General features: G+C 61.9%; 19 protein-coding genes. 3 read left to right on the top strand and 16 right to left on the bottom strand.

The genetic code is table 11. The annotated features are described in order from the left end of the window. Position 1: 1 nt before the first annotated feature. The 6 genes from betA to KI237_RS28095 form a co-directional block, all read right to left on the bottom strand. The gene (gene betA / locus KI237_RS28120) at positions 2 to 1705 is read right to left on the bottom strand and encodes a choline dehydrogenase (RefSeq protein ID WP_212797932.1); all 1704 of its coding nucleotides are present in this window, start codon (positions 1703 to 1705) and stop codon (positions 2 to 4) included. Between the two features lie 147 nt (positions 1706 to 1852). Further along, entirely contained in the window at positions 1853 to 3325 is a 1473-nt protein-coding gene (gene betB, locus KI237_RS28115; RefSeq protein ID WP_212797931.1) for a betaine-aldehyde dehydrogenase, read from the bottom strand. An 80-nt stretch (positions 3326 to 3405) separates the two neighbouring features. Next, positions 3406 to 4026, bottom strand: a complete 621-nt coding sequence (gene betI, locus KI237_RS28110; protein WP_003206359.1) for a transcriptional regulator BetI — start codon at positions 4024 to 4026, stop codon at positions 3406 to 3408. Positions 4027 to 4358: 332 nt separating this feature from the next. Next, the gene (gene choV, locus KI237_RS28105) at positions 4359 to 5537 is read right to left on the bottom strand and encodes a choline ABC transporter ATP-binding protein (RefSeq protein ID WP_003206357.1); all 1179 of its coding nucleotides are present in this window, start codon (positions 5535 to 5537) and stop codon (positions 4359 to 4361) included. Beyond that, positions 5534 to 6379 carry a choline ABC transporter permease subunit gene (gene choW / locus KI237_RS28100; protein WP_212797930.1) on the bottom strand — a complete coding sequence of 282 codons (846 nt, stop codon included), beginning with the start codon at positions 6377 to 6379 and terminating at the stop codon, positions 5534 to 5536. The genes choV and choW overlap by 4 nt, the downstream gene beginning before the upstream one ends. Positions 6380 to 6450: 71 nt before the next feature. Continuing rightward, positions 6451 to 7398: a choline ABC transporter substrate-binding protein gene (locus KI237_RS28095; protein WP_212797929.1), complete on the bottom strand. Its 948-nt coding sequence runs from the start codon at positions 7396 to 7398 to the stop codon at positions 6451 to 6453. Positions 7399 to 7822: 424 nt separating this feature from the next. On the opposite strand from KI237_RS28095, the gene KI237_RS28090 reads away from it, so the two are divergent. Both KI237_RS28090 and gbdR read left to right on the top strand, forming a co-directional pair. Continuing rightward, on the top strand, positions 7823 to 9199 hold the full coding sequence (locus KI237_RS28090; RefSeq protein ID WP_212797928.1) for an L-serine ammonia-lyase: 1377 nt from the start codon (positions 7823 to 7825) through the stop codon (positions 9197 to 9199). Positions 9200 to 9775: 576 nt separating this feature from the next. After that, the gene (gene gbdR / locus KI237_RS28085; protein WP_003177576.1) at positions 9776 to 10879 is read left to right on the top strand and encodes a choline metabolism transcriptional regulator GbdR; all 1104 of its coding nucleotides are present in this window, start codon (positions 9776 to 9778) and stop codon (positions 10877 to 10879) included. 116 nt (positions 10880 to 10995) lie between these two features. Here the strand turns inward: gbdR and KI237_RS28080 are convergent, their stop codons facing one another. The 6 genes from KI237_RS28080 to KI237_RS28055 all read right to left on the bottom strand — a co-directional run bounded on the left by KI237_RS28080 (position 10996) and on the right by KI237_RS28055 (position 16483). Beyond that, positions 10996 to 11259: a hypothetical protein gene (locus tag KI237_RS28080; RefSeq protein ID WP_018612353.1), complete on the bottom strand. Its 264-nt coding sequence runs from the start codon at positions 11257 to 11259 to the stop codon at positions 10996 to 10998. A 370-nt stretch (positions 11260 to 11629) separates the two neighbouring features. Continuing rightward, a complete protein-coding gene (locus tag KI237_RS28075) occupies positions 11630 to 12793 on the bottom strand; it encodes a gamma-butyrobetaine dioxygenase (RefSeq protein WP_212797927.1) in 1164 nt (387 codons plus the stop codon). A gap of 19 nt (positions 12794 to 12812) precedes the next feature. Further along, on the bottom strand, positions 12813 to 13289 hold the full coding sequence (locus KI237_RS28070) for a thioesterase family protein (protein WP_212797926.1): 477 nt from the start codon (positions 13287 to 13289) through the stop codon (positions 12813 to 12815). A gap of 165 nt (positions 13290 to 13454) precedes the next feature. Continuing rightward, positions 13455 to 14420, bottom strand: a complete 966-nt coding sequence (locus KI237_RS28065) for an L-carnitine dehydrogenase (protein ID WP_212797925.1) — start codon at positions 14418 to 14420, stop codon at positions 13455 to 13457. Between the two features lie 159 nt (positions 14421 to 14579). Next, positions 14580 to 15467: a 3-dehydrocarnitine:acetyl-CoA trimethylamine transferase CdhC gene (gene cdhC / locus KI237_RS28060; protein ID WP_212797924.1), complete on the bottom strand. Its 888-nt coding sequence runs from the start codon at positions 15465 to 15467 to the stop codon at positions 14580 to 14582. Between the two features lie 71 nt (positions 15468 to 15538). Beyond that, on the bottom strand, positions 15539 to 16483 hold the full coding sequence (locus KI237_RS28055; protein ID WP_212797923.1) for a choline ABC transporter substrate-binding protein: 945 nt from the start codon (positions 16481 to 16483) through the stop codon (positions 15539 to 15541). 193 nt (positions 16484 to 16676) lie between these two features. Here KI237_RS28055 and KI237_RS28050 point away from each other — a divergent pair, with 193 nt between their 5' ends. Beyond that, positions 16677 to 17636: a GlxA family transcriptional regulator gene (locus tag KI237_RS28050; protein WP_212800706.1), complete on the top strand. Its 960-nt coding sequence runs from the start codon at positions 16677 to 16679 to the stop codon at positions 17634 to 17636. Positions 17637 to 17888: 252 nt separating this feature from the next. Here KI237_RS28050 and KI237_RS28045 read toward each other — a convergent pair whose 3' ends face one another. The 4 genes from KI237_RS28045 to KI237_RS28030 form a co-directional block, all read right to left on the bottom strand. Then, positions 17889 to 18305 (bottom strand): DUF3010 family protein, encoded by a 417-nt coding sequence (locus KI237_RS28045; RefSeq protein ID WP_212797922.1) that lies wholly within the window; start codon positions 18303 to 18305, stop codon positions 17889 to 17891. 32 nt (positions 18306 to 18337) lie between these two features. Next, positions 18338 to 18664, bottom strand: coding sequence for a helix-turn-helix domain-containing protein (locus KI237_RS28040; RefSeq protein ID WP_212797921.1), 327 nt, complete (start codon positions 18662 to 18664; stop codon positions 18338 to 18340). Then, positions 18648 to 18902, bottom strand: a complete 255-nt coding sequence (locus tag KI237_RS28035; protein ID WP_212797920.1) for a type II toxin-antitoxin system RelE family toxin — start codon at positions 18900 to 18902, stop codon at positions 18648 to 18650. The genes KI237_RS28040 and KI237_RS28035 overlap by 17 nt, the downstream gene beginning before the upstream one ends. An 87-nt stretch (positions 18903 to 18989) precedes the next feature. Next, positions 18990 to 19391, bottom strand: a complete 402-nt coding sequence (locus tag KI237_RS28030; protein ID WP_212797919.1) for a lysozyme inhibitor LprI family protein — start codon at positions 19389 to 19391, stop codon at positions 18990 to 18992. Between the last annotated feature and the right edge of the window lie 58 nt (positions 19392 to 19449).

Below are 19449 nucleotides of genomic sequence, written 5' to 3'. Positions count from 1 at the left end.
CTTACTGGGCGCTAGGCCCCACTTCACGCATTGGCTTGCCGCGCACCGGCGCATCGCCGGCCACGAAGTACGGCGCGGTGCTGCGTGGCAGGGGCGTGCGGCCGCGGATCTTGTCGGCGATTTTCTCGGCGATCATGATCGTCGGCGCGTTCAGGTTGCCGGTGGTGATGATCGGCATGATCGAGGCATCCACCACGCGCAACCCTTGCATGCCATGCACGCGGCCTTCGCCGTCCACCACCGCCATGTCGTCGGTGCCCATCTTGCACGAGCAAGACGGGTGGAAAGCGGTTTCGGCATGCTCGCGGATGAACTGGTCCAACTGCTCGTCCGTCTGCACCTCAATGCCCGGGCTGATCTCGCGGCCACGGAACGGATCGAGCGCCGGCTGCTGCATGATCTCGCGGGTCAGGCGGATGCCATCGCGAAATTCCTGCCAGTCCTGCTCGGTCGCCATGTAGTTGAACAGGATGCTCGGGTGCTGGCGTGGGTCCTTGGACTTGGCCTGGATCCGGCCGCGGCTTGGCGAGCGCATGGAGCCCATGTGCGCCTGGAAACCGTGTTCCTTCACACCGTTGCTGCCGTTGTAGTTAATCGCCACCGGCAGGAAGTGATACTGGATGTTCGGCCAATCGAATTCAGGACGGGTGCGAATGAAGCCGCCGGCCTCGAACTGGTTGCTGGCGCCGATGCCGGTGCCGTTGAACAACCACTCGGCGCCGATGGCCGGCTGGTTGTACCAGAGCAGCGACGGGTACAGCGAAACCGGTTGGGTGCAGGCGTATTGCAGGTACAGCTCCAGGTGGTCCTGCAGGTTTTCACCCACGCCAGGCAGATCGTGGACCACCGGGATGTCGAGGCTCTCCAGCAATTTGGCGGGACCGACACCGGAGCGCTGCAGGATCTGCGGCGAGGCGATGGCGCCGGAACACAGCAGCACTTCCTTGCGGGCCCGGGCTTCGACGCGCTCTTCGGCGGCGCCTACTAGGTAACGCACGCCGACCGCACGCTTGCCTTCGAAGATGATCTTGTCGGTCAGGGCGTGGGTCACGATGGTCAGGGTCGAGCGCTTCTTGGCAATGTCCAGGTAACCGCGCGCGGTGCTGGCCCGGCGGCCGTTGGGCGTGACGGTACGGTCCATCGGGCCGAAACCTTCCTGCTGGTAGCCGTTGAGGTCTTCGGTACGCGGGTAACCGGCCTGCACGCCGGCTTCGACCATGGCGTGGAACAGCGGGTTGTTGCCGGCCTTGGGCGTGGTCACGCTGACTGGGCCATCGCCGCCGTGGTAGTCGTTCGGGCCGATGTCGCGGGTTTCGGCTTTACGGAAATACGGCAGGCAATCGAGGTAGCTCCAGTCTTCCAGGCCCGGCAGCTTGGCCCAGTTGTCATAGTCCAGGGCGTTGCCGCGGATGTAGCACATGCCATTGATCAGCGAAGAACCGCCCAGGCCCTTGCCGCGACCGCATTCCATGCGGCGGCCATTCATGTGTGGCTCCGGGTCGGTCTCGTAGGCCCAGTTGTAGCGCCGGCCCTGCAGCGGGAACGCCAGGGCGGCGGGCATTTGCGTGCGAAAGTCCAGGCGATAGTCTGGTCCGCCGGCTTCGAGCAGCAGGACGGTGACGCCTTCGTCTTCGGTCAGGCGGGTAGCCAGGGTGTTACCGGCCGAACCGGCGCCGATGATGATGTAATCGAATTCTTGGGACATGAAATGCACCCTCTTTTGAAGTTGGGTTCAGGCCAGGCCTGGCAAGTGCTTCGCACTCGATCGCGAGCAAACTCGCTCCCACATTGGAATGGGAGCTCCTGTGGGAGCGAGCTTGCTCGCGATGGCGGCCGCATAGGCAACGGCGGCTTAGAACACCGACGCGTAGTCGCCCAACTCGACCTGTACCGATTTGATGCGCGTGTAGTTGTTCAGCGAGCTGATGCCGTTCTCCCGGCCCACGCCCGATTGCTTGTAGCCACCGACCGGCATTTCAGCCGCCGATTCGCCCCAGGCATTGATCCAGCAGATGCCAGCTTCGAGCTGGTGGATCACGCGGTGGGCGCGGTTCAGGTCGCGGGTCACGACGCCGGCGGCCAGGCCGAAATCGGTGTCGTTGGCGCGGCGAATCACTTCTTCTTCGGTGTCGTAGGTGAGGATGCTCATCACCGGGCCGAAGATTTCTTCACGCACGATGGTCATCTCGTCGGTGCAATCGGTGAACACGGTCGGGGCCACGAAAGCGCCCTTGGCCAATTCGCCGTCGGTCAAACGACCGCCGCCGCACAACAGGCGCGCGCCTTCGGCTTTGCCTTTGTCGATGTAGCCCAGCACGCTTTCCATGTGGGCGAAGCTCACCAGCGGACCGAAATTGGTGTTTTCGTCCTCAGGATTACCGATGCGGATGCGTGCCACGCGCTCGGCGATCTTGGCTTCGAAGGCCGCCTTGAGGTGGCTCGGCACGAACACGCGGGTGCCGTTGGTGCAGACCTGGCCGGAGCTGTAGAAGTTGGCCATCATCGCGGTGTCGGCGGCGCGATCCAGGTCGGCGTCGTCGAAGATGATCAGCGGCGACTTGCCGCCCAGTTCCATGGTCACGTCCTTGAGCGAAGAGCTCGAGGCGCTGGCCATGACTTTCTTGCCGGTGTCGGTGCCGCCGGTAAAGGAGATTTTTTCGATGCGTGGGTGTTCGGTCAGCCAGGTGCCGACTTCACGACCGCTGCCGGTCAGGACGTTGAACACACCTGCTGGAACGCCGGCCTCGGTATAGATCTCGGCCAGTTTCAGGGTGGTCAGCGAGGTGACTTCGCTCGGCTTGAAGATCATCGCGTTACCGGCTGCCAGGGCCGGGGCGGATTTCCACAGGGCGATCTGGATCGGGTAGTTCCACGCGCCGATACCGGCCACTACGCCCAGGGGCTCGCGACGGGTGTAGACGAATGAAGTGGTGCGCAGCGGCACCTGCTCGCCTTCGATGGCAGGTACCAGGCCGGCGTAGTATTCCAGCACGTCGGCGCCGGTGACGATGTCGACGTAGCGGGTTTCGGAGTAGGCCTTGCCGGTGTCCAGGGTTTCCAGGGCGGCCAACTCATCGTTGCGCTCGCGCAGGATGTCCACGGCCCGGCGCAGGATGCGCGAACGCTGCATGGCGGTCATGGCGGCCCAGACTTTCTGGCCCTTTTCGGCGCTGACCACGGCGCGCTCGACGTCCTCGAACGTCGCACGCTGCACCTGGGCAAGGACCTCGCCGTTGGCAGGGTTGATGGCTTCGAAAGTGGCGTCGCCGCTGGCATCGCTGTACGCGCCATCGATGTAGAGTTTTTGCAGTTCGAAACGGGCCATAAAGTCCTCGCAAGTGCATAAGTGGTTGGCTGGCCACCGGAGCGTGTCGTTTATAGCTGACTACGCGGTTCGGCGACGGTTCAGGAGTCGAGCGGTTCTGTGTGCTCTGGTGCCCCTGCTTTGGCCAGTTGGAAATCCATGTATTCGTAAGCGATCTGGTGCGCCTGGGCGGTATCGAACGCGTCTCCCGACAGCGCTCCGCGCAGCCACAAGCCGTCAATCAGCGCCGCCAGGCCCCGTGCCGCGCTGCGCGCCTGGTCAACGGGCAACACGCGGCGGAACTGGCTACACAGGTTGGAATACAGACGGTGATCGTTGATCCGCTGCAACCTGTGCAAAGACGGGTGGTGCATGCTGGTGGCCCAGAAGGCCAGCCAGGTTTTCATTGCCGGGCCATTGACCTGGCTGGCGTCGAAGTTGCCTTCGATGATCACCTTGAGGTGGGCCCGGGGGCTTGTGTCCTCCAGCGCCTGGCGGCGCGCGGTGACGTTCTCGCTCAGGACAGTCATCAGGTACTGGGCCGTGGCCGCGATCAGGCCATTCTTGTCCTGAAAGTAGTGACTGATGATGCCGTTGGAGACACCGGCCAAACGGGCGATCAGCGCAATGCTGGCGTCCCCCATGCCGACTTGATCGACCGCTTGCAACGTGGCTTCGATCAGTTGTTGGCGGCGGATGGGTTGCATACCGACCTTGGGCATCTAGCACATCTCCTTAGGCCATCCGGCGCACGAATGTCGTCTGCCGGAACGAAAGCCAGTCTATTTTGTTTTGATTGAACGTTCAATCAACAAAAAATAAGTTCTATGACAAGTCGTCGCTATTTGCTGGGGCGAGGACTTTTGGGGATGTCTTTATAACACTCGTCGGTTGGCCTGTAGGCCAAATGCACTTGATAGCTGCAATGCGGTTGTGGCGAGGGGATAAATCCCCTCGCCACAGTTATTTGCATTCCAGATCCAGCTTGTCAGCCGTCAGCACCACCCAGACAAAAACGCCGCATTCATCTCGCGGCGTTTTTGTTGGCGTTGGCTTAGCCCAGGTTCTTGCCCAGCAGGGCGTGGTACAGCTCGCTGTCGCCCAGAATCCCGACGACTTGCTGGTTATCGTGGAGTACCAGTTTGTTGCCGGTCTGGTAGCGAATCTGCAACGCGTCGCGCATGCCGATATTGGAGTCCACCAGGGTCGGACGCCGACCCAGCTCTTCGACGGCTTGGCCTGGTACCCAGTTTTGCAGGTCCAGCGCCGCGCCGTTCTGCCGGGCGCCCTTGATGGTGTTGCCTTCGGCGAGGTCGAGCCAGGAGTCACCGCCCGGATCCAGGCACACCGAACCGTTGATGCGCTTGCAGTTGTCCAGGGTGCGCATCAGGCTGCGACCGCACAGGACGTTGAGCGGGTTGGTGTGGGCGACGAAGGTGCGCACGTAGTCGTCCGCCGGGTTCAGCACGATTTCTTCCGGCTTGCTGTACTGGATGATCCGGCCGTCCTTCATGATCGCGATACGGCTGCCCAGCTTCAGGGCCTCGTCGAGGTCGTGGCTGACGAACACGATGGTCTTGCTCAGCTTGCGTTGCAGCTCCAGCAGTTCGTCCTGCAGGCCCTGGCGGATCAGCGGGTCGAGGGCGGAGAAGGGTTCGTCCATCAGCAGGATGTCGGCGTCCATCGCCAGGGCGCGGGCCAGGCCGACCCGTTGCTGCATGCCGCCGGACAATTCGTCGGGCTTCTTGTTGCGCCATTGGGTCAGGCCCACCAGCTCCAGCTTCTCATCCACCAGCTTGCGGCGTTCTTTCTCAGGGCGGCCCTGCATTTCCAGACCAAAGCTGATGTTCTCGCGCACCGTCAGCCAAGGCATCAGGGCGAACTTCTGGAACACCATGGCGATGCGCTTGGTGCGCATCATCTTCAGTTCAGCGGGGGTGCAGGAGGCGATGTCGATCTGCCGGCCTTCGTGTTCAACAAACAGCTTGCCGCGACTGACGGTGTTCAAGCCGTTGATGCAGCGCAACAGGCTGGATTTGCCCGAGCCGGACAAGCCCATCAAGACACAGATTTCGCCTTTCTCGATGTCCAGGCTGGCTTTTTCCACGCCGACGATTTGCCCGGTTTTCTTCAGGATTTCGTTGCGGGTCATGCCCTGGTCAAGCAGCTTGAGGGCTTCGCGTGGATCCCTGGAGAAGATCACGTCAACGTCTTCGAAACGAATTATGCTCATGCGTCACCCCCTACTTTGGCGTCGGGTTGTTTGCAGATTCGGTCGAGCATGATCGCCAGCAGCACGATCGCCAGGCCGGCTTCGAAGCCCAGGGCGATATCGGCGGTGTTCAGTGCGTTGACCACGGGTTTGCCCAGGCCATCGGCGCCCACCAGTGCCGCGATCACCACCATCGACAACGACAGCATGATGCACTGGGTGATACCGGCCGCGATGCTGGGCATCGCATGGGGCAGTTCAATGCGCGACAGGAGTTGGCGACGGGAGCAGCCGAAGGCTTTGCCGGCGTCCATCAGTTCGTCCGGTACGTCGCGGATGCCCAGGTAGGTCAGACGGATGGGCGCGGCAATCGCGAACACCACCGTGGAAATCAGGCCTGGGACTACACCCAGCCCGAAGAGGGTCAGGGTAGGAATGAGGTAAACGAAGGTCGGTACGGTCTGCATCAGATCGAGCACCGGACGCATCAGGGTGTAGAACATCGGCTTGTGCGCGGCAACAATGCCCAGCGGCACGCCGATCACTACGCAAACCAGGGTCGCGAACAGCACCTGGGCGAGGGTTTCCATGGTCTCTTGCCAGTAACCCAGGTTGAGGATCAGCAGGAAGGACGCAATGACGAATACGGTCAGGCCCCATTTGCGCTGGATGAAGTGCGCCAATAGCGCAATGAGGCCGATCAGGGCCAGGGGATTGAACCAGGTCAGCGCAAACGTCACGCCGTGAATCATCGTTTCCAGGAACAGTGCGATTGCGTCGAAGGTGCTGGCGCCGTGTTGCGTCAACCATTCGACGAAGCCTGCAATGTACTGGCCTAAGGGTATTTTCTGATCAATGAGCATGGTAGTGAACGTCCGCATGCAAGGGAATAAACAGCCCGGGCGAGCGAACCCGCCCGGCATAACATAAGCAGTTACTGCGCAAGCTTGGCTTTCACGGCGTCCAGCCCCGGTTTACCGTCAATGGTGGTCACGCCAGCCAACCAGGTATCGAGTACCTGTGGGTTTTTCTTCAGCCAGGCCTTGGCGGCAGCCTCTGGCTTCATTTTGTCGTCGAGCACGTTGCCCATCAGCGTGCTTTCCATGTCGACGGTGAACTCCAAGTTTTTCAACAGCTGGCCAACGTTGCTGCATTCCTGGCTGTAGCCCTTGCGGGTGTTGGTCGCGACGGTTGCGGCACCGAAGTCGGGGCCGAAGAAGTCGTCGCCGCCGGTCAGGTACTGGATCTTGAAGCGGGTGTTCATCGGGTGTGGCGCCCAGCCGAGGAACACCACGTCGGTGCCGCGCTTGGAAGCGCGGTCGACCTGCGAGAGCATGCCGGCTTCACTCGACTCCACGACTTTGAAACCCGCGTCCTTCAGGCCGAAGGCGTTCTTTTCGATCATGCTCTGGATCAGGCGGTTGCCGTCGTTGCCGGGTTCGATCCCGTAGATCTTGCCGTCCAGCTCTTTCTTGAATTTGGGGATATCGGCGAAGTCGTGCAGGCCTTTGTCATATAAAGCCTGAGGCACGGCCAGGGTGTACTTGGCGCCCTTGAGGTTGGTGCGCACGGTTTCCACGGTGCCGGCTTCGCGGTAGGCCTTGATGTCGTTTTCCATGGTCGGCATCCAGTTGCCGAGGAACACGTCCATGTTCTTGCCGTCGGCCAGGGACTTGTAGGTCACCGGCACGGAAATCATGGTGGTCTTGGTCTTGTAGCCGAGGGCGTCGAGCACCACGCTGGTGGTGGCGGTGGTCACGGTGATGTCGGTCCAGCCGACGTCGGAGAAGTTGACGGTGCTGCACTGTTCGGGTTCAGCAGCGTTGGCCAGCATCGGAAGACTCAGCATGGCGGCCAACAACAACGATGTGGAACCTTTCATGGGTGGACTCCTGGTGTTTTATCGGCGGTGTCCGGTCAGGACAACCGCGCTTATTGGATGTTGCGGTTGGTGGCGCGTGGGCACTCTCTGACACGCGGCCTTGCAAACGAGCCGTAACCGATCATGTACCAGTGCAAATCTGACGCCTACAGGGTGGGTCGTATCCAGTACAGGGAGGGTCGCATCCAGTGTCGGTGACGTCGTTTACAGATTTTTTCCGCCCCTGGCTGGCCTCTGATACGCAGAAAAACGGCGCAAAACCGGGGTCAGGACGGGGCGGCGTTGGCGGGCATGATTGCGTCGGTGTCAGACGTCGGCCACCAAGGCAAAAACCGGATGATGCGGCCATCCCGGCGTTGAGCGTAGCAGCTCCGTCACCGGACGCTCCTGCGCCCGGATGTGCCTGTTCTGGAGGTTTTCGGCAATGGCAATCAGCGTTTTCGACCTGTTCAAGATCGGTATCGGCCCGTCCAGTTCCCACACCGTGGGCCCGATGCGTGCGGCGGCATTGTTCGTTGGAGCATTGCGCGACAAAGCCTTGCTCAATGATGTGCGCCGGGTCGAGGTGCAGTTGTTCGGTTCGCTGTCGGCCACTGGTATCGGCCACGGCAGCGACAACGCCGTGATCATGGGCTTGATGGGCGAGTGGCCAGACGCAATCGACCCGTCGCAGATCGGCCCGCGCATCGAGCGTTTGCGCGAAACCCAGACCCTGCTGCTCGACGGTCGCCTGCCGGTACCGTTTATCTGGTCCCGGGACATGCGCCTGATCGACGAGAACCTGCCGTTCCATCCCAATGCGATGACGCTGGTGGCCGAGGGCGCCGACGGCGAGCTGCACCGTGAAACTTATTACTCGGTTGGCGGTGGTTTCGTCGTCGACCAGGCCCAGGCCTCCAGCGGCGTGGTGGACCTGGATCGCACCGAGCTGCCTTACGATTTTTCCAGCGCCGAAGAGTTGCTCCAACTGTGCTGCACCCACGACCTGCGGGTGGCCCAGTTGATGCTGGCCAACGAAAAGGTCTGGCGTTCCGAGGAAGAGATTCGCAGCGGCCTGATGAAACTGTGGCGGGCCATGCAGGATTGCGTCGAGCAGGGCCTCAAGCATGAAGGCATCCTGCCGGGCGGTTTGAATGTGCGTCGGCGGGCGGCCAAGTTGCACCGCAGCCTGCAAGAACTGAACAAACCCAACGTCATTGGCTCGACCCTCAGCGCCATGGAGTGGGTCAACCTGTTCGCCCTGGCGGTCAACGAAGAGAACGCCGCCGGCGGGCGCATGGTCACGGCGCCGACCAACGGGGCGGCGGGGATCATTCCGGCGGTGCTGCATTACTTCATGAAGTTCAGCGAAGCGGTCACCGACGCCAACGTCGTGGATTATTTCCTTGGTGCGGCGGCCGTCGGGATCCTGTGCAAAAAGAACGCATCGATTTCCGGCGCCGAAGTCGGTTGCCAGGGCGAGGTGGGATCGGCCTGCGCCATGGCGGCGGCGGGCCTGGCGGAGATTCTCGGGGCCACCCCGGAACAACTGTGCAACGCGGCGGAAATCGGCCTGGAACACAACCTCGGCCTGACCTGCGATCCAGTGGGCGGCCTGGTGCAGGTGCCGTGCATCGAGCGCAATGCGATCGCTGCGGTCAAGGCCATCAACGCTGCCCAAATGGCCTTGCGCGGGGATGGCCAGCATTTCATTTCCCTGGACCGGGTGATCCGCACCATGCGTGATACCGGTGCCGACATGCACGACAAATACAAAGAGACCTCGCGCGGCGGCTTGGCGGTCAGTGCGGTGGAGTGCTGAGGCCAAGTCTGCACAGCGCACTGTGGCAAGGGATTTTCTGTGGGAGCAAGGCTTGCCCGCGAAACAGGCGCCACGATGCCGGAAGGGGCGCGTCGTTTTCATCGCGAGCAAGCTTTGCTCCCACGGATTTTCCCTTCATCCACAAGATCGAAAACCGCTCACAAAATGAACACCGATCTGCAAGCGCGCCACCTTTTAGCGCGTCGCAAACAGACAAGCGCCCTGTTGTCGAGCCAACCGCTGAATCGCGCTCGACCGTCCGTCATCCGCACCTGTGGTGATACGCGTTGCGCAAGCGGCGCAGCCCAGTACCCACAAGTGCTACCGAACTGCTCACGGCCCGCTGTGGCAGGTGTCTGCCGCCATTGATGGCGCTCATAATCCGTACTCGATGCACGCCTTATATAGACAGGTCGTGATGTCGTTTTCAGGATTTATTGAACGCGTATTCAATTTTAGGCATGGCAATTGCTCTATTGCTGTAAAGCCCAGCTCCTTTGTGAGAACGAGGGCAATAACCAATAAAAAGAGCCTCCGCCTGAGGCCATCACCCGCTTTGTGTGAGGAGATACCGCGATGACGACGTCCAACTCCGGGGCCCAACCCCAGAACCGTGCGCCTCAATCCATCGGCTTTTTGCTGCTGGACAATTTCACGCTGATTTCCCTGGCGTCCGCGGTAGAACCGCTACGCATGGCCAACCAGTTGTCCGGTCGCGAGCTGTATCGCTGGACCACCCTCACCGTCGATGGCGGCCAAGTCTGGGCCAGTGACGGCCTGCAGATCACCCCCGACGCCTCCATGCACAAGGCGCCGGCCCTGGATACTGTCATCGTCTGTGGCGGCATCGGCATCCAGCGCACCGTGACCCGCGAACACGTGTCGTGGCTGCAGAGCCAGGCCCGCCAATCCCGTCGCCTCGGCGCGGTTTGTACCGGCAGTTGGGCCCTGGCCTGCGCCGGCCTGTTGGACGGATTCGATTGCAGCGTGCACTGGGAATGCCTGGCGGCGATGCAGGAAGCCTTCCCGCGGGTGTCGATGAGCACTCGTCTGTTCACCCTCGACCGTAACCGCTTCACCAGCTCCGGTGGCACCGCGCCGCTGGACATGATGCTGCACCTGATCAGCCGCGATCACGGTCGTGAACTGTCGGCAGCGATCTCGGAAATGTTTGTCTACGAGCGCATCCGCAACGAACAGGACCACCAGCGTGTGCCACTCAAGCACATGCTCGGCACCAACCAGCCGAAGTTGCAGGAAATCGTCGCACTGATGGAGGCCAACCTCGAAGAGCCGATCGACCTGGACGAACTGGCGGTGTACGTCGCCGTGTCCCGGCGCCAGTTGGAGCGGTTGTTCCAGAAATACCTGCACTGCTCGCCGTCGCGCTATTACCTCAAGCTGCGGCTGATTCGTGCACGGCAACTGCTCAAGCAGACGCCGATGTCGATCATCGAAGTGGCCTCGGTGTGCGGCTTCGTCTCCACCCCGCACTTCTCCAAGTGCTACCGCGAATACTTCGGCATTCCGCCGCGCGACGAACGCGTTGGTTCCAACACCACGCAACAGGTGGCGATGATGCCGCTGCCGCAGGCGCTGGTGCTGTCGCCATTGTCCGGGCCGCTGTCGGCGCTGAGCCAGGCGCGTAATGAGTCGACGTTTGCCAGTGTGAGGCTCTAGACCTAGGCGCCTTCATCGCGAGCAAGCTTTGCTCCCACAGGGGATCTTCTGGGTGAAGCAGGCAGTGCTCACTCCAGAGATCCGTGGGAGCAAAGCTTGCTCGCGATTGGGTTCTATCAGGCGCTATGGTTCTGCTGGTACTGCATCAACGCTGGCAACAGTTGCTTATCAATCGCCTGGCGCACGGCCGGCAGGATAGTGGCGCTGCTGGTGTACATCTCCTTGACCATCCGCCGCAAATCATTGGCACGGACGGTGTCCAGTCCCCGCACGGCACACTCGCACGCCTGCTCGGCGGTGGAGCCACTGGGTATTTGCAGGCCCAGGGCCTTGAGGTGGCCCAGCAGGTCTTCCTGGTCGATCAAATCGGCGTACATCATGACGCTTTTCCTTGTTCAGGGATTGGGGTCGTGTCTCGATTCTGGTAGCCACCCGAAGCGGCGGCAAGGGCAAATGGTCGCCATGTCATGAATGACTATGGAAACGTCGTTTTCGGCTAACTTGCACGGGGCTGGACTGGGCACACTGACCTCAAGCTGAATCACGATGGTTTGGTCACCCTCGCGCGACGGCTCCTCCAGTAACGCAACCTGCCCCGATCCTGTCACGGCTGGATCGGGGATTTTTTTGCCTGTGTGAATCCGGGGGGCTGATAGGCCGCTATCGCGAGCAAGCTCGCTCCCACAGGGGGGCTGTGTCGTTCACAAAACCTGTGGGAGCGAGCTTGCTCGCGATGAACGATGACGCGGTCTAACGCTGCAACACCAGAATCCGCGACAACAACTCATCCCGATCCACATAACACCCCTGGAAATGCCGGGCCCCGGAAGCCGGGTCGAAGGCGTTGCGGGCGTGGAGGGTGCGGCGGTTATCGAAGCACCAGAGTTGGCCGGGTTCGAGGCGCTGTACCAAGCGAAATTGTGCCTCGCGGGTCAGGGCGATGAGGCGGCGGTAGGCGCGGTAAAGCTTGGGCATCTGCTCGACCGAGGTGTCGAACGGCCCGCGCAGGAAGTTCGCCATGCGGATCTCCGAGACCTGTCCCAGGGCGTCCAGTGCGATGATCGGCGCGAGGCAGCGGTAGTCGCTGTGGCGGTCCTTGTTGCGAAACTCCACCGGGATTTCACACAGCGCGGCAAAGGCCTCGGGATCTTCCTGGCGCAGGGCCTCGGCGATGGCGAAACCGTCGACAAAAATGCTCTCGCCACCGTCGGCGTCATTCGCCAGGCAATGCAGGAATTGCAGCCCCGGCTGCAATTCCCGGGTCGGCAAATCACTGTGCAGCGGCAGGTTGAAAGCCGTGTAGGCATTACTGTCGGCATCGGCCTTGGACTGCACGTTGAACAGCACGCCGAAGTTGCTCTCGCGGATGAAGGAAATGCGCTGGGCAATCCGTTTCAGCGAGCCGGGTTCGATGGGTACGCCGCGCACCTGGGTCAGGCCGATGTCGCGCACCGCCAGCAACCATTGCAACAACGCATCGGTATCGTCCATCAGCGCCGGGTAGTCGAACACTGGCAATTGCAGGTCGTGCCGCCACAGTTGGCGCCGGGGCTTGTTCGCCAGGCGCTCGGCTCGGGACTGATCATCGTAGGCGTGGGCGCGCAACCAGCCTGGGTCGAAACGGCTCTGGTGACCGTCCTGCCACGCCACACACAGGCAGCCTTCGTCGTCGAGGCGAGTCGCCGTGGGTGTCAGGTCTTCAGGTACATCGACGATTTCCAGCACCTGCTCGCGGGTGACGCTGTAGACGCATTGTGGGCAAGGGCAGTTGTCCCGCAGCCACGGGTGATGAAAGGGGCTGGCCCGGCCATCGGCCCACGTCACTTGCACCCGGTCGGCCAACGGTGTGGCGGTGGTCAATGGGAAGATCAGGGGATAACGGCGGAAGTCGGCAACAACGGCGGCGGTGCTCATGCGATCTCCTGTGCAAGGCTTATCGGGCGGGAGGCAGGGCGATGACCCGGCCGATGTAGGTCGGCGGTGGCAGGTCGGATTGTTCTTCGAGCAAAGCGTCGAGCCGGCCCAGGGCCTGTTGCGTGAAGGGCGCCGAGCGGGGGCCGGCCAGGTCGACGTGCAGCAGCATCTGTTCATTGCCGGCCAGCGCTTTATCGCCGCCGACCAGATGCAGGCTGTGGTAGAGGTGCAGGCGTTTGGCATCGTGCCCGATGATGTGCGTATGCACCTCGACCTGGGCGTCGAGCTTCACTTCGTGCAGGTAGTTCAGGTGCAGTTCGAGGGTGAACAGCGAGTGGCCGCTGGCCTCGCGGTTCTGGCTGTCCAGGCCGAGCCGGTCCATCAGCGCGTCGGTGGCGTAGCTGAAGATCAGCAGGTAGAAGGCATCGCGCAGGTGGCCGTTGTAATCGACCCATTCGGGGAGGATGCGGGTTTGGTAGGTGGTAAGGATGGGCATGATCCTGGTTCCGACAGTTGTGGTGACTGGGCTGGCGCTATCGCGAGCAAGCTCGCTCCCACAGGGGATCTTCCGAGTGAAATAAATAATGTTCACACCACGAAATTCCTGTGGGAGCGAGCTTGCTCGCGACGGGGCCAGCGCTGCTGGCCCAAAAACCAGGGTTTATTCGGTAAAGGCCATGCCATGTTTGGCCTTGGTAGTCTTCACCGCCTCTAGCACCGCCAGCAGGCAATCATCACGATAGCGTTCCAGAGCCGAAATGCTGTGGCGGCCCAGTTGCTCGCGGGTGCCGTCCACCACATCGTCGATCAGCTTTTCGGTCAGCTCTGGCGCTGGCAGGTAGGTCCACGGCAACTGCAGCGCCGGGCCGAACTGGGCCATGAAGTGGCGCATCCCGGCATCGCCGCCGGCCAGGGTGTAGGTCAGGAACGTGCCCATGAACGACCAGCGCAAGCCGGCGCCAAAGCGGATCGCATCGTCGATTTCCCCGGTGGTGGCCACGCCATCGTTGACCAGGTGCAGGGCTTCGCGCCAGAGCGCTTCGAGCAGGCGGTCGGCAATGAAGCCGGGCACTTCCTTGCGCACGTGCAGTGGCCGCATGCCGAGGGATTCGTACACCTGCATCGCCGCTTGCACGGCTTCGGGCGCGGTGTTTTTGCCGCCGACCACTTCCACCAGCGGCAACAGGTAGACCGGGTTGAACGGGTGCCCGACCACGCAGCGCTCCGGATGGGTAGCGCCTTCGTAGAACTCGCTCGGCAACAGCCCCGAGGTACTGGAACCGATCAACGCGTTCGGCTTGGCGGCGGCGCTGATCTGGCTGTGCAGGTCGAGCTTCAGTTCCAGGCGCTCGGGGGCACTTTCCTGGATGAAGTCGGCGTCGCGCACGCATTCTTCGATGGTTGCAACAAAGCGCAGTCGATCCTGGGAGGCACCGGGCGCCAGGCCCTGTTTCTCCAGCGCGCCCCAGGCGTTGGCGACGCGCTTGCGCAACGCCGCTTCGGCGCCCGGCGCCGGGTCCCAGGCGACGACGTCCAGGCCATGGGCCAGGGCGCGGCTGACCCAGCCGCTGCCGATCACACCGCTGCCCAGGGCGGCGAAGGTCTTGATGTCGGTGATAAAGCTCATGGTGATTTCCTGAAGAATAGTTCGAGGATCTCCTGTGGGAGCAAGGCTTGCCCGCGATAGCGGCAGTAGAGTCAACAGGGATGTCGGTTGACATACCGTCATCGCGGGCAAGCCTTGCTCCCACAGGTTGTTTCCCCTGTAGGGGAGGTAGATGTTTGGTTAGCCGCGCTGGGTCAGGCCCATCTTTTTGCGCCCTTCAGCCGGGGTGAGCACGCGGGCGCCGAGGCGGCTGAGAATTTCCCCCGCGCGCTCCACCAGTTGGCCGTTAGTGGCGAGCACGCCTTTGTCCAGCCAGAGGTTGTCCTCCAGCCCGACCCGCACGTTGCCCCCCAACAGCACCGCTTGGGCGGCCATCGGCATTTGCATGCGGCCGATGCCGAAGCCGGCCCACACCGCGCCTGCCGGCAGGTTGTCGACCATGGCTTTCATGGTGGTGGTGTCGGCCGGCGCGCCCCACGGGATGCCCAGGCAGAGTTGGAACAGCGGGTTGTCCAGCAGGCCTTCCTTGATCAGTTGCTTGGCGAACCACAGGTGACCGGTGTCGAAGATCTCCAGCTCGGCCTTGACCCCCAGCTCAGTGATGCGCTTGGCGCCGGCCCGCAGTTGCGCCGGGGTGGAGACGTAAATGGTGTCGCCGTCGCCGAAGTTCAGGGTGCCGCAATCCAGCGTACAGATTTCCGGCAACAGCTCTTCGACGTGGGCCAGGCGGGTCAGCGGACCGACCAGGTCGGTGTTGGGACCGAACTCCATCGGCCGTTCGCCCGCACCGATCTCCAGGTCGCCACCCATGCCGGCGGTGAGGTTGACGATGATGTCCACGTCCGCCTCACGGATGCGCTCCATCACTTCGCGGTACAGCGCCACGTCGCGGCTGAACTTGCCGGTCTGTGGGTCGCGGACGTGGCAGTGGACCACCGTGGCCCCGGCCTTTGCCGCCTCGACGGCAGCGGCGGCAATCTGTTTCGGGGTGACCGGCACGTGAGGGCTCTTGGCGGTCGTGTCGCCAGCACCGGTGAGTGCGCAGGTGATGATGACGTCGTGGTTCATGGTGCGGATTCCTTCAGGCGTGGTGAGTCACTGCGCAGCCGTTTGGCGCTACGCAGATGGATAACGGTTATTCAGTTGCTGGTGAGTTTCAGGTTGTCGGCGGCGGGCTTGCCGTCGAAGGTGGTCACGCCTTCGAGCCAGCGCTGCTTGTCTTGCGGATGATCCTTGAGCCATTGCCGGGCCGATTCGAGCGGGTCCTTGTGATCGAGCAACGGCTGCATCATCCGGCTCTCATCTTCGGCGCTGAACGTCAGGTTGCTCAGCAGGCGGCCGACGTTCGGGCATTGTTGGGCGTAGTCCGGCGCGGTGACGGTCCACACGGTGGCCATGCCTTCGTTCGGGCCGAGAGCGTCGTCGCTGCCGGTGAGGTAGGTCATTTGTACGTTGACGTTCATCGGGTGCGGCGCCCAGCCGAAGAACACCACGGCTTCCTTGCGCCGCACGGCGCGGTCCACGGCGGCGAGCATGCCGGCTTCGCTGGACTCCACCAGTTGGAATTTGCCCAGGCCGAACTGGTTCTTGGCGATCATTGCCTTGATCTGGGTATTGGCGCCGGAACCGGGCTCAATACCGTAGATCTTGCCGCCCAGCTCCTTTTCGAATTTGGCGATGTCGGCGAAGGTCTTCAGGCCCTTGTCGGCCAGGTAGGTTGGCACGGCCAGGGTCGCGCGGGCGTCCTTGAGGCTGGGCTGCTCCAGCACCTTGACCTGCTTGGCCTCGACGAACGGGGTGATGGTCTGGGTCATCAGCGGGTTCCAGTAGCCCAGGAACAGGTCCAGGCGCTGGTCGCGGATACCGGCGAAGATGATTTGCTGGGAGGCACTGGTCTGCTTGGTCTTGTAGCCGAGGCCATCGAGCATCACTTGGGTCAGGGCGCTGGTGGCGATGACGTCGGTCCAGTTGACCACGCCCAGGCGCACGTTCTGGCATGCGGCGGGCTCGGCTGCCATGGCGGCCGGGCTCAGGAGTTGGGTAGCGCTGAGTGCAAGAACGCAGTAGCTGATCAGTCGTTTCATTGTCAGGTTCCTCGGCAGCTTATTGTTATGGGGCCCGGAGTCTGCGCGCCGGTGATGCCAAATTACGCAGCCCCGGGCGGGGCAAAACGCACAGCGGCGACGTGCTCTTGCACTGCAGCGACCTGTGCGCTTGAACGACGCTTGCAACTGGCGTATCAAGGTCCGCACGCTGCCCGCCAACCGAGTGCGTTCCATGTCCCAGGATTTCTACTTCTTGTTGATGCCGGGTTTCTCGGCCATCGGCTTCATTTCGGCCATCGAGCCGTTGCGGGTCGCCAATCGTTTTCGTGGCGAGCTGTACCGCTGGCATGTGCTGAGTGTCGATGGCGGGGCGGTGCTGGCGAGCAATGGCATGTCGGTCAACGCCGATGCCGCGTTGGAGCCGCTGAAAAAGGGCGCCACGCTCTGGGTGGTGGCGGGGTTCGAGCCGCTGAAATTCACCACCCAGGCCCTGGAGCGCTGGCTGCATCGGCTGGACAACGAAGGCGTGACCCTGGGCGGCATCGACACCGGCAGCGTGGTCCTGGCCGAGGCGGGGTTGTTGCAAGGGCACCGCGTGACCTTGCATTGGGAAGCGATCGAAGCGTTCAAGGAGTCTTATCCACAGCTCAGCGTGACTCAGGAACTGTTCGAAATCGACCGCCGTCGCATCACCTGCGCCGGCGGCACCGCGTCCATCGACCTGATGCTGGACCTGATCGGCCAGGCCCACGGTTCGGAACTGGCGATCCAGGTCAGTGAGCAGTTCGTGCTCGGCCGCATCCGCCCGCGCAAAGATCACCAGCGCATGGAAATCGCCAACCGCTACGGCATTCGCAATAAAAAGCTGGCGCATGTCATCGGCGAGATGGAAACCCACAGCGAACCACCCCTGAGTACCTTGGCGCTGGCCGAGTCGATCGGCGTCACCCGTCGCCAACTCGAACGGCTGTTCCGCCTGCACCTGAACGACACCCCGAGCAACTTCTACCTGCGCCTGCGCCTGGAAAAGGCCCGGCAGCTGCTGCGCCAGACCGACATGAGTGTGTTGGAGGTGAGCATTGCCTGCGGTTTTGAGTCACCGTCGTACTTCACCCGCAGCTATCGGGCCCGGTTCGCGCGCTGCCCGCGGGAGGATCGGCGTCGCCAGGGGGATGGGAGGGAGCTGGTTTGACAGGCCTTCGTCGTCCCGACCTGGCCCGCAATAAGGAATTGGTGTGGAAGTCCAGCCGCGGTGGATATGCGCTGGAGGACAAGGCGCTTGCCGATTGGTTGAAGGGGGATCGCAAGGGGTAGCGAGCCCAAACAGCGTGTGGCGAGGGCGCTTGCTCCCGCTGGACTGTGCAGCAGGCCCAAAAAGGGCCGCTTCGCGCCCCAGCGGGAGCAAGCTCCCTCGCCACAGGTACCGTATCCGGCTGGAGAAAGTCTATTTCTTCATCAACGCCGAGCATGCCGCCTTGTACGCCTCGTGCTGATACTTGTTCAGCGTGGCCGGCAGGGCGAAATCGTGTTTCTTGGCCTGTGCATTGATGGTCTGCGGTGACAGCAACGTCACTTCGCAGCCTTCCAGCAACTGGAAAACGCCTTCGATCTTGAACGTCGTCGGCCCACCGGCGAACTCGCCTTTCTTGCTGCGCTTCTTGATGGCGATGCGCTCGATGCCCTGCTCGGCCACGAATGCCCGCACCTGGGCGGCGAATGCCTTGACGTTGGCGGCTTCGTCATCATCGTCCAGGGCGATTTTCTTGGTGTTCAACGCGACATGGGTCAGCGCCTGCTGTTCCAGCGCGGCAACGGCGATGATCGCTTCGCTGCCCTTTATCTCGATGCCGCAGGTTTTCATGTGGTTCTCTTCGTTCAAGGGTGGCGTGCAGCTTACAGCTCCAACTGATCGGCATGGATACCAAAGACCGCGGCAATTTTCTCGCGGGTTGCCCGGCGAGGCTTGGCAACGGATTCCTGCTGCGCGAACGCCGGTTGAGAAATGCCCAGGCGCCTGGCAACTTCATCCTGCGTCAGATTCAAGTGCTCGCGCCATGCACGGATGGGCGTGGCGCCGTCGACGATTCGGCTGACGACTTCATGGGGAATCAGATCGGGTTGCAGTCTGTTTTGGGCAATGTATTGGGCATAGGGGATGACCACGAATGCCGGGCTCCCATCCGCATCGTTGATGATCTGAATATCAGTAGGTACGTTCATCGCGTTTCTTGACCTCTTGAATGCTGACGACCTTGATCGCCCCGTCCCAATCGAATATGACTCGATAACGGCCTACCCTAAGACGATAGGCATAGTCATGACCGACAAGTGCTTTGACGTTCACCACGTCAGGCATCTGGGCGAGCGCCGTAACGGCGTCCCGAACCTGAGCCTGATGGGCTGAGTGCAATTTCAAAAGCTGCTTAACGGCTTTTCTGGTCCAGTGAATAGTGTTCATGGAAGGATATAAGTCTTTTATAAGATTTGCGAATCCTGACTTATATCCACTCCAGGGCCAACGCGTGAAAGGTGTCTGGATATTGCCTCACTCCTGCCCAATCGACTCCAGAAACTCGGATCGGTCATCGCTGACCTGAGCCATGCAGTCGTTTTCGGCGATTTTATAGGCTTCGCTGCCGGGTTTGGCCGGGAAAGCGGCGATGGCGCAGTCGGCCTCGCGTTGTTTGAGCCACAGTTGCTGGGCGGCCTTGACCTTGGTGGTGATGTCGTTGAGCTGGGTCTTGTCGCTGGCGTAGCGGGTTTGCAGGCGCTCGTTGAGGCTTTGCAGGTTTTCGCTCAGCAATTGTTCAGCGGCGGTCTTGCCGTAGGCCGAGCAGGCCAGGGTCTGGACGTCGTTTTCCACCGCGTCGCAAGGGTTTTGCTCGGTGTCTTCGGTCGCATGTGCGACGGTGCTGATCAGTGCCAAAGCCAGGAAGAGTGATTTCATTGCGTTGCCGCTCGAGTCCAGTGAAAACCAGTGATGCGGCGGATTCTGGCGCAAGCGT

It is taken from the genome of Pseudomonas sp. St316 (assembly GCF_018325905.1).
Lineage (GTDB): Bacteria > Pseudomonadota > Gammaproteobacteria > Pseudomonadales > Pseudomonadaceae > Aquipseudomonas.
Note: the sequence above shows the minus strand (reverse complement) of the source record. Positions and strands in the feature narration are given on the sequence as shown.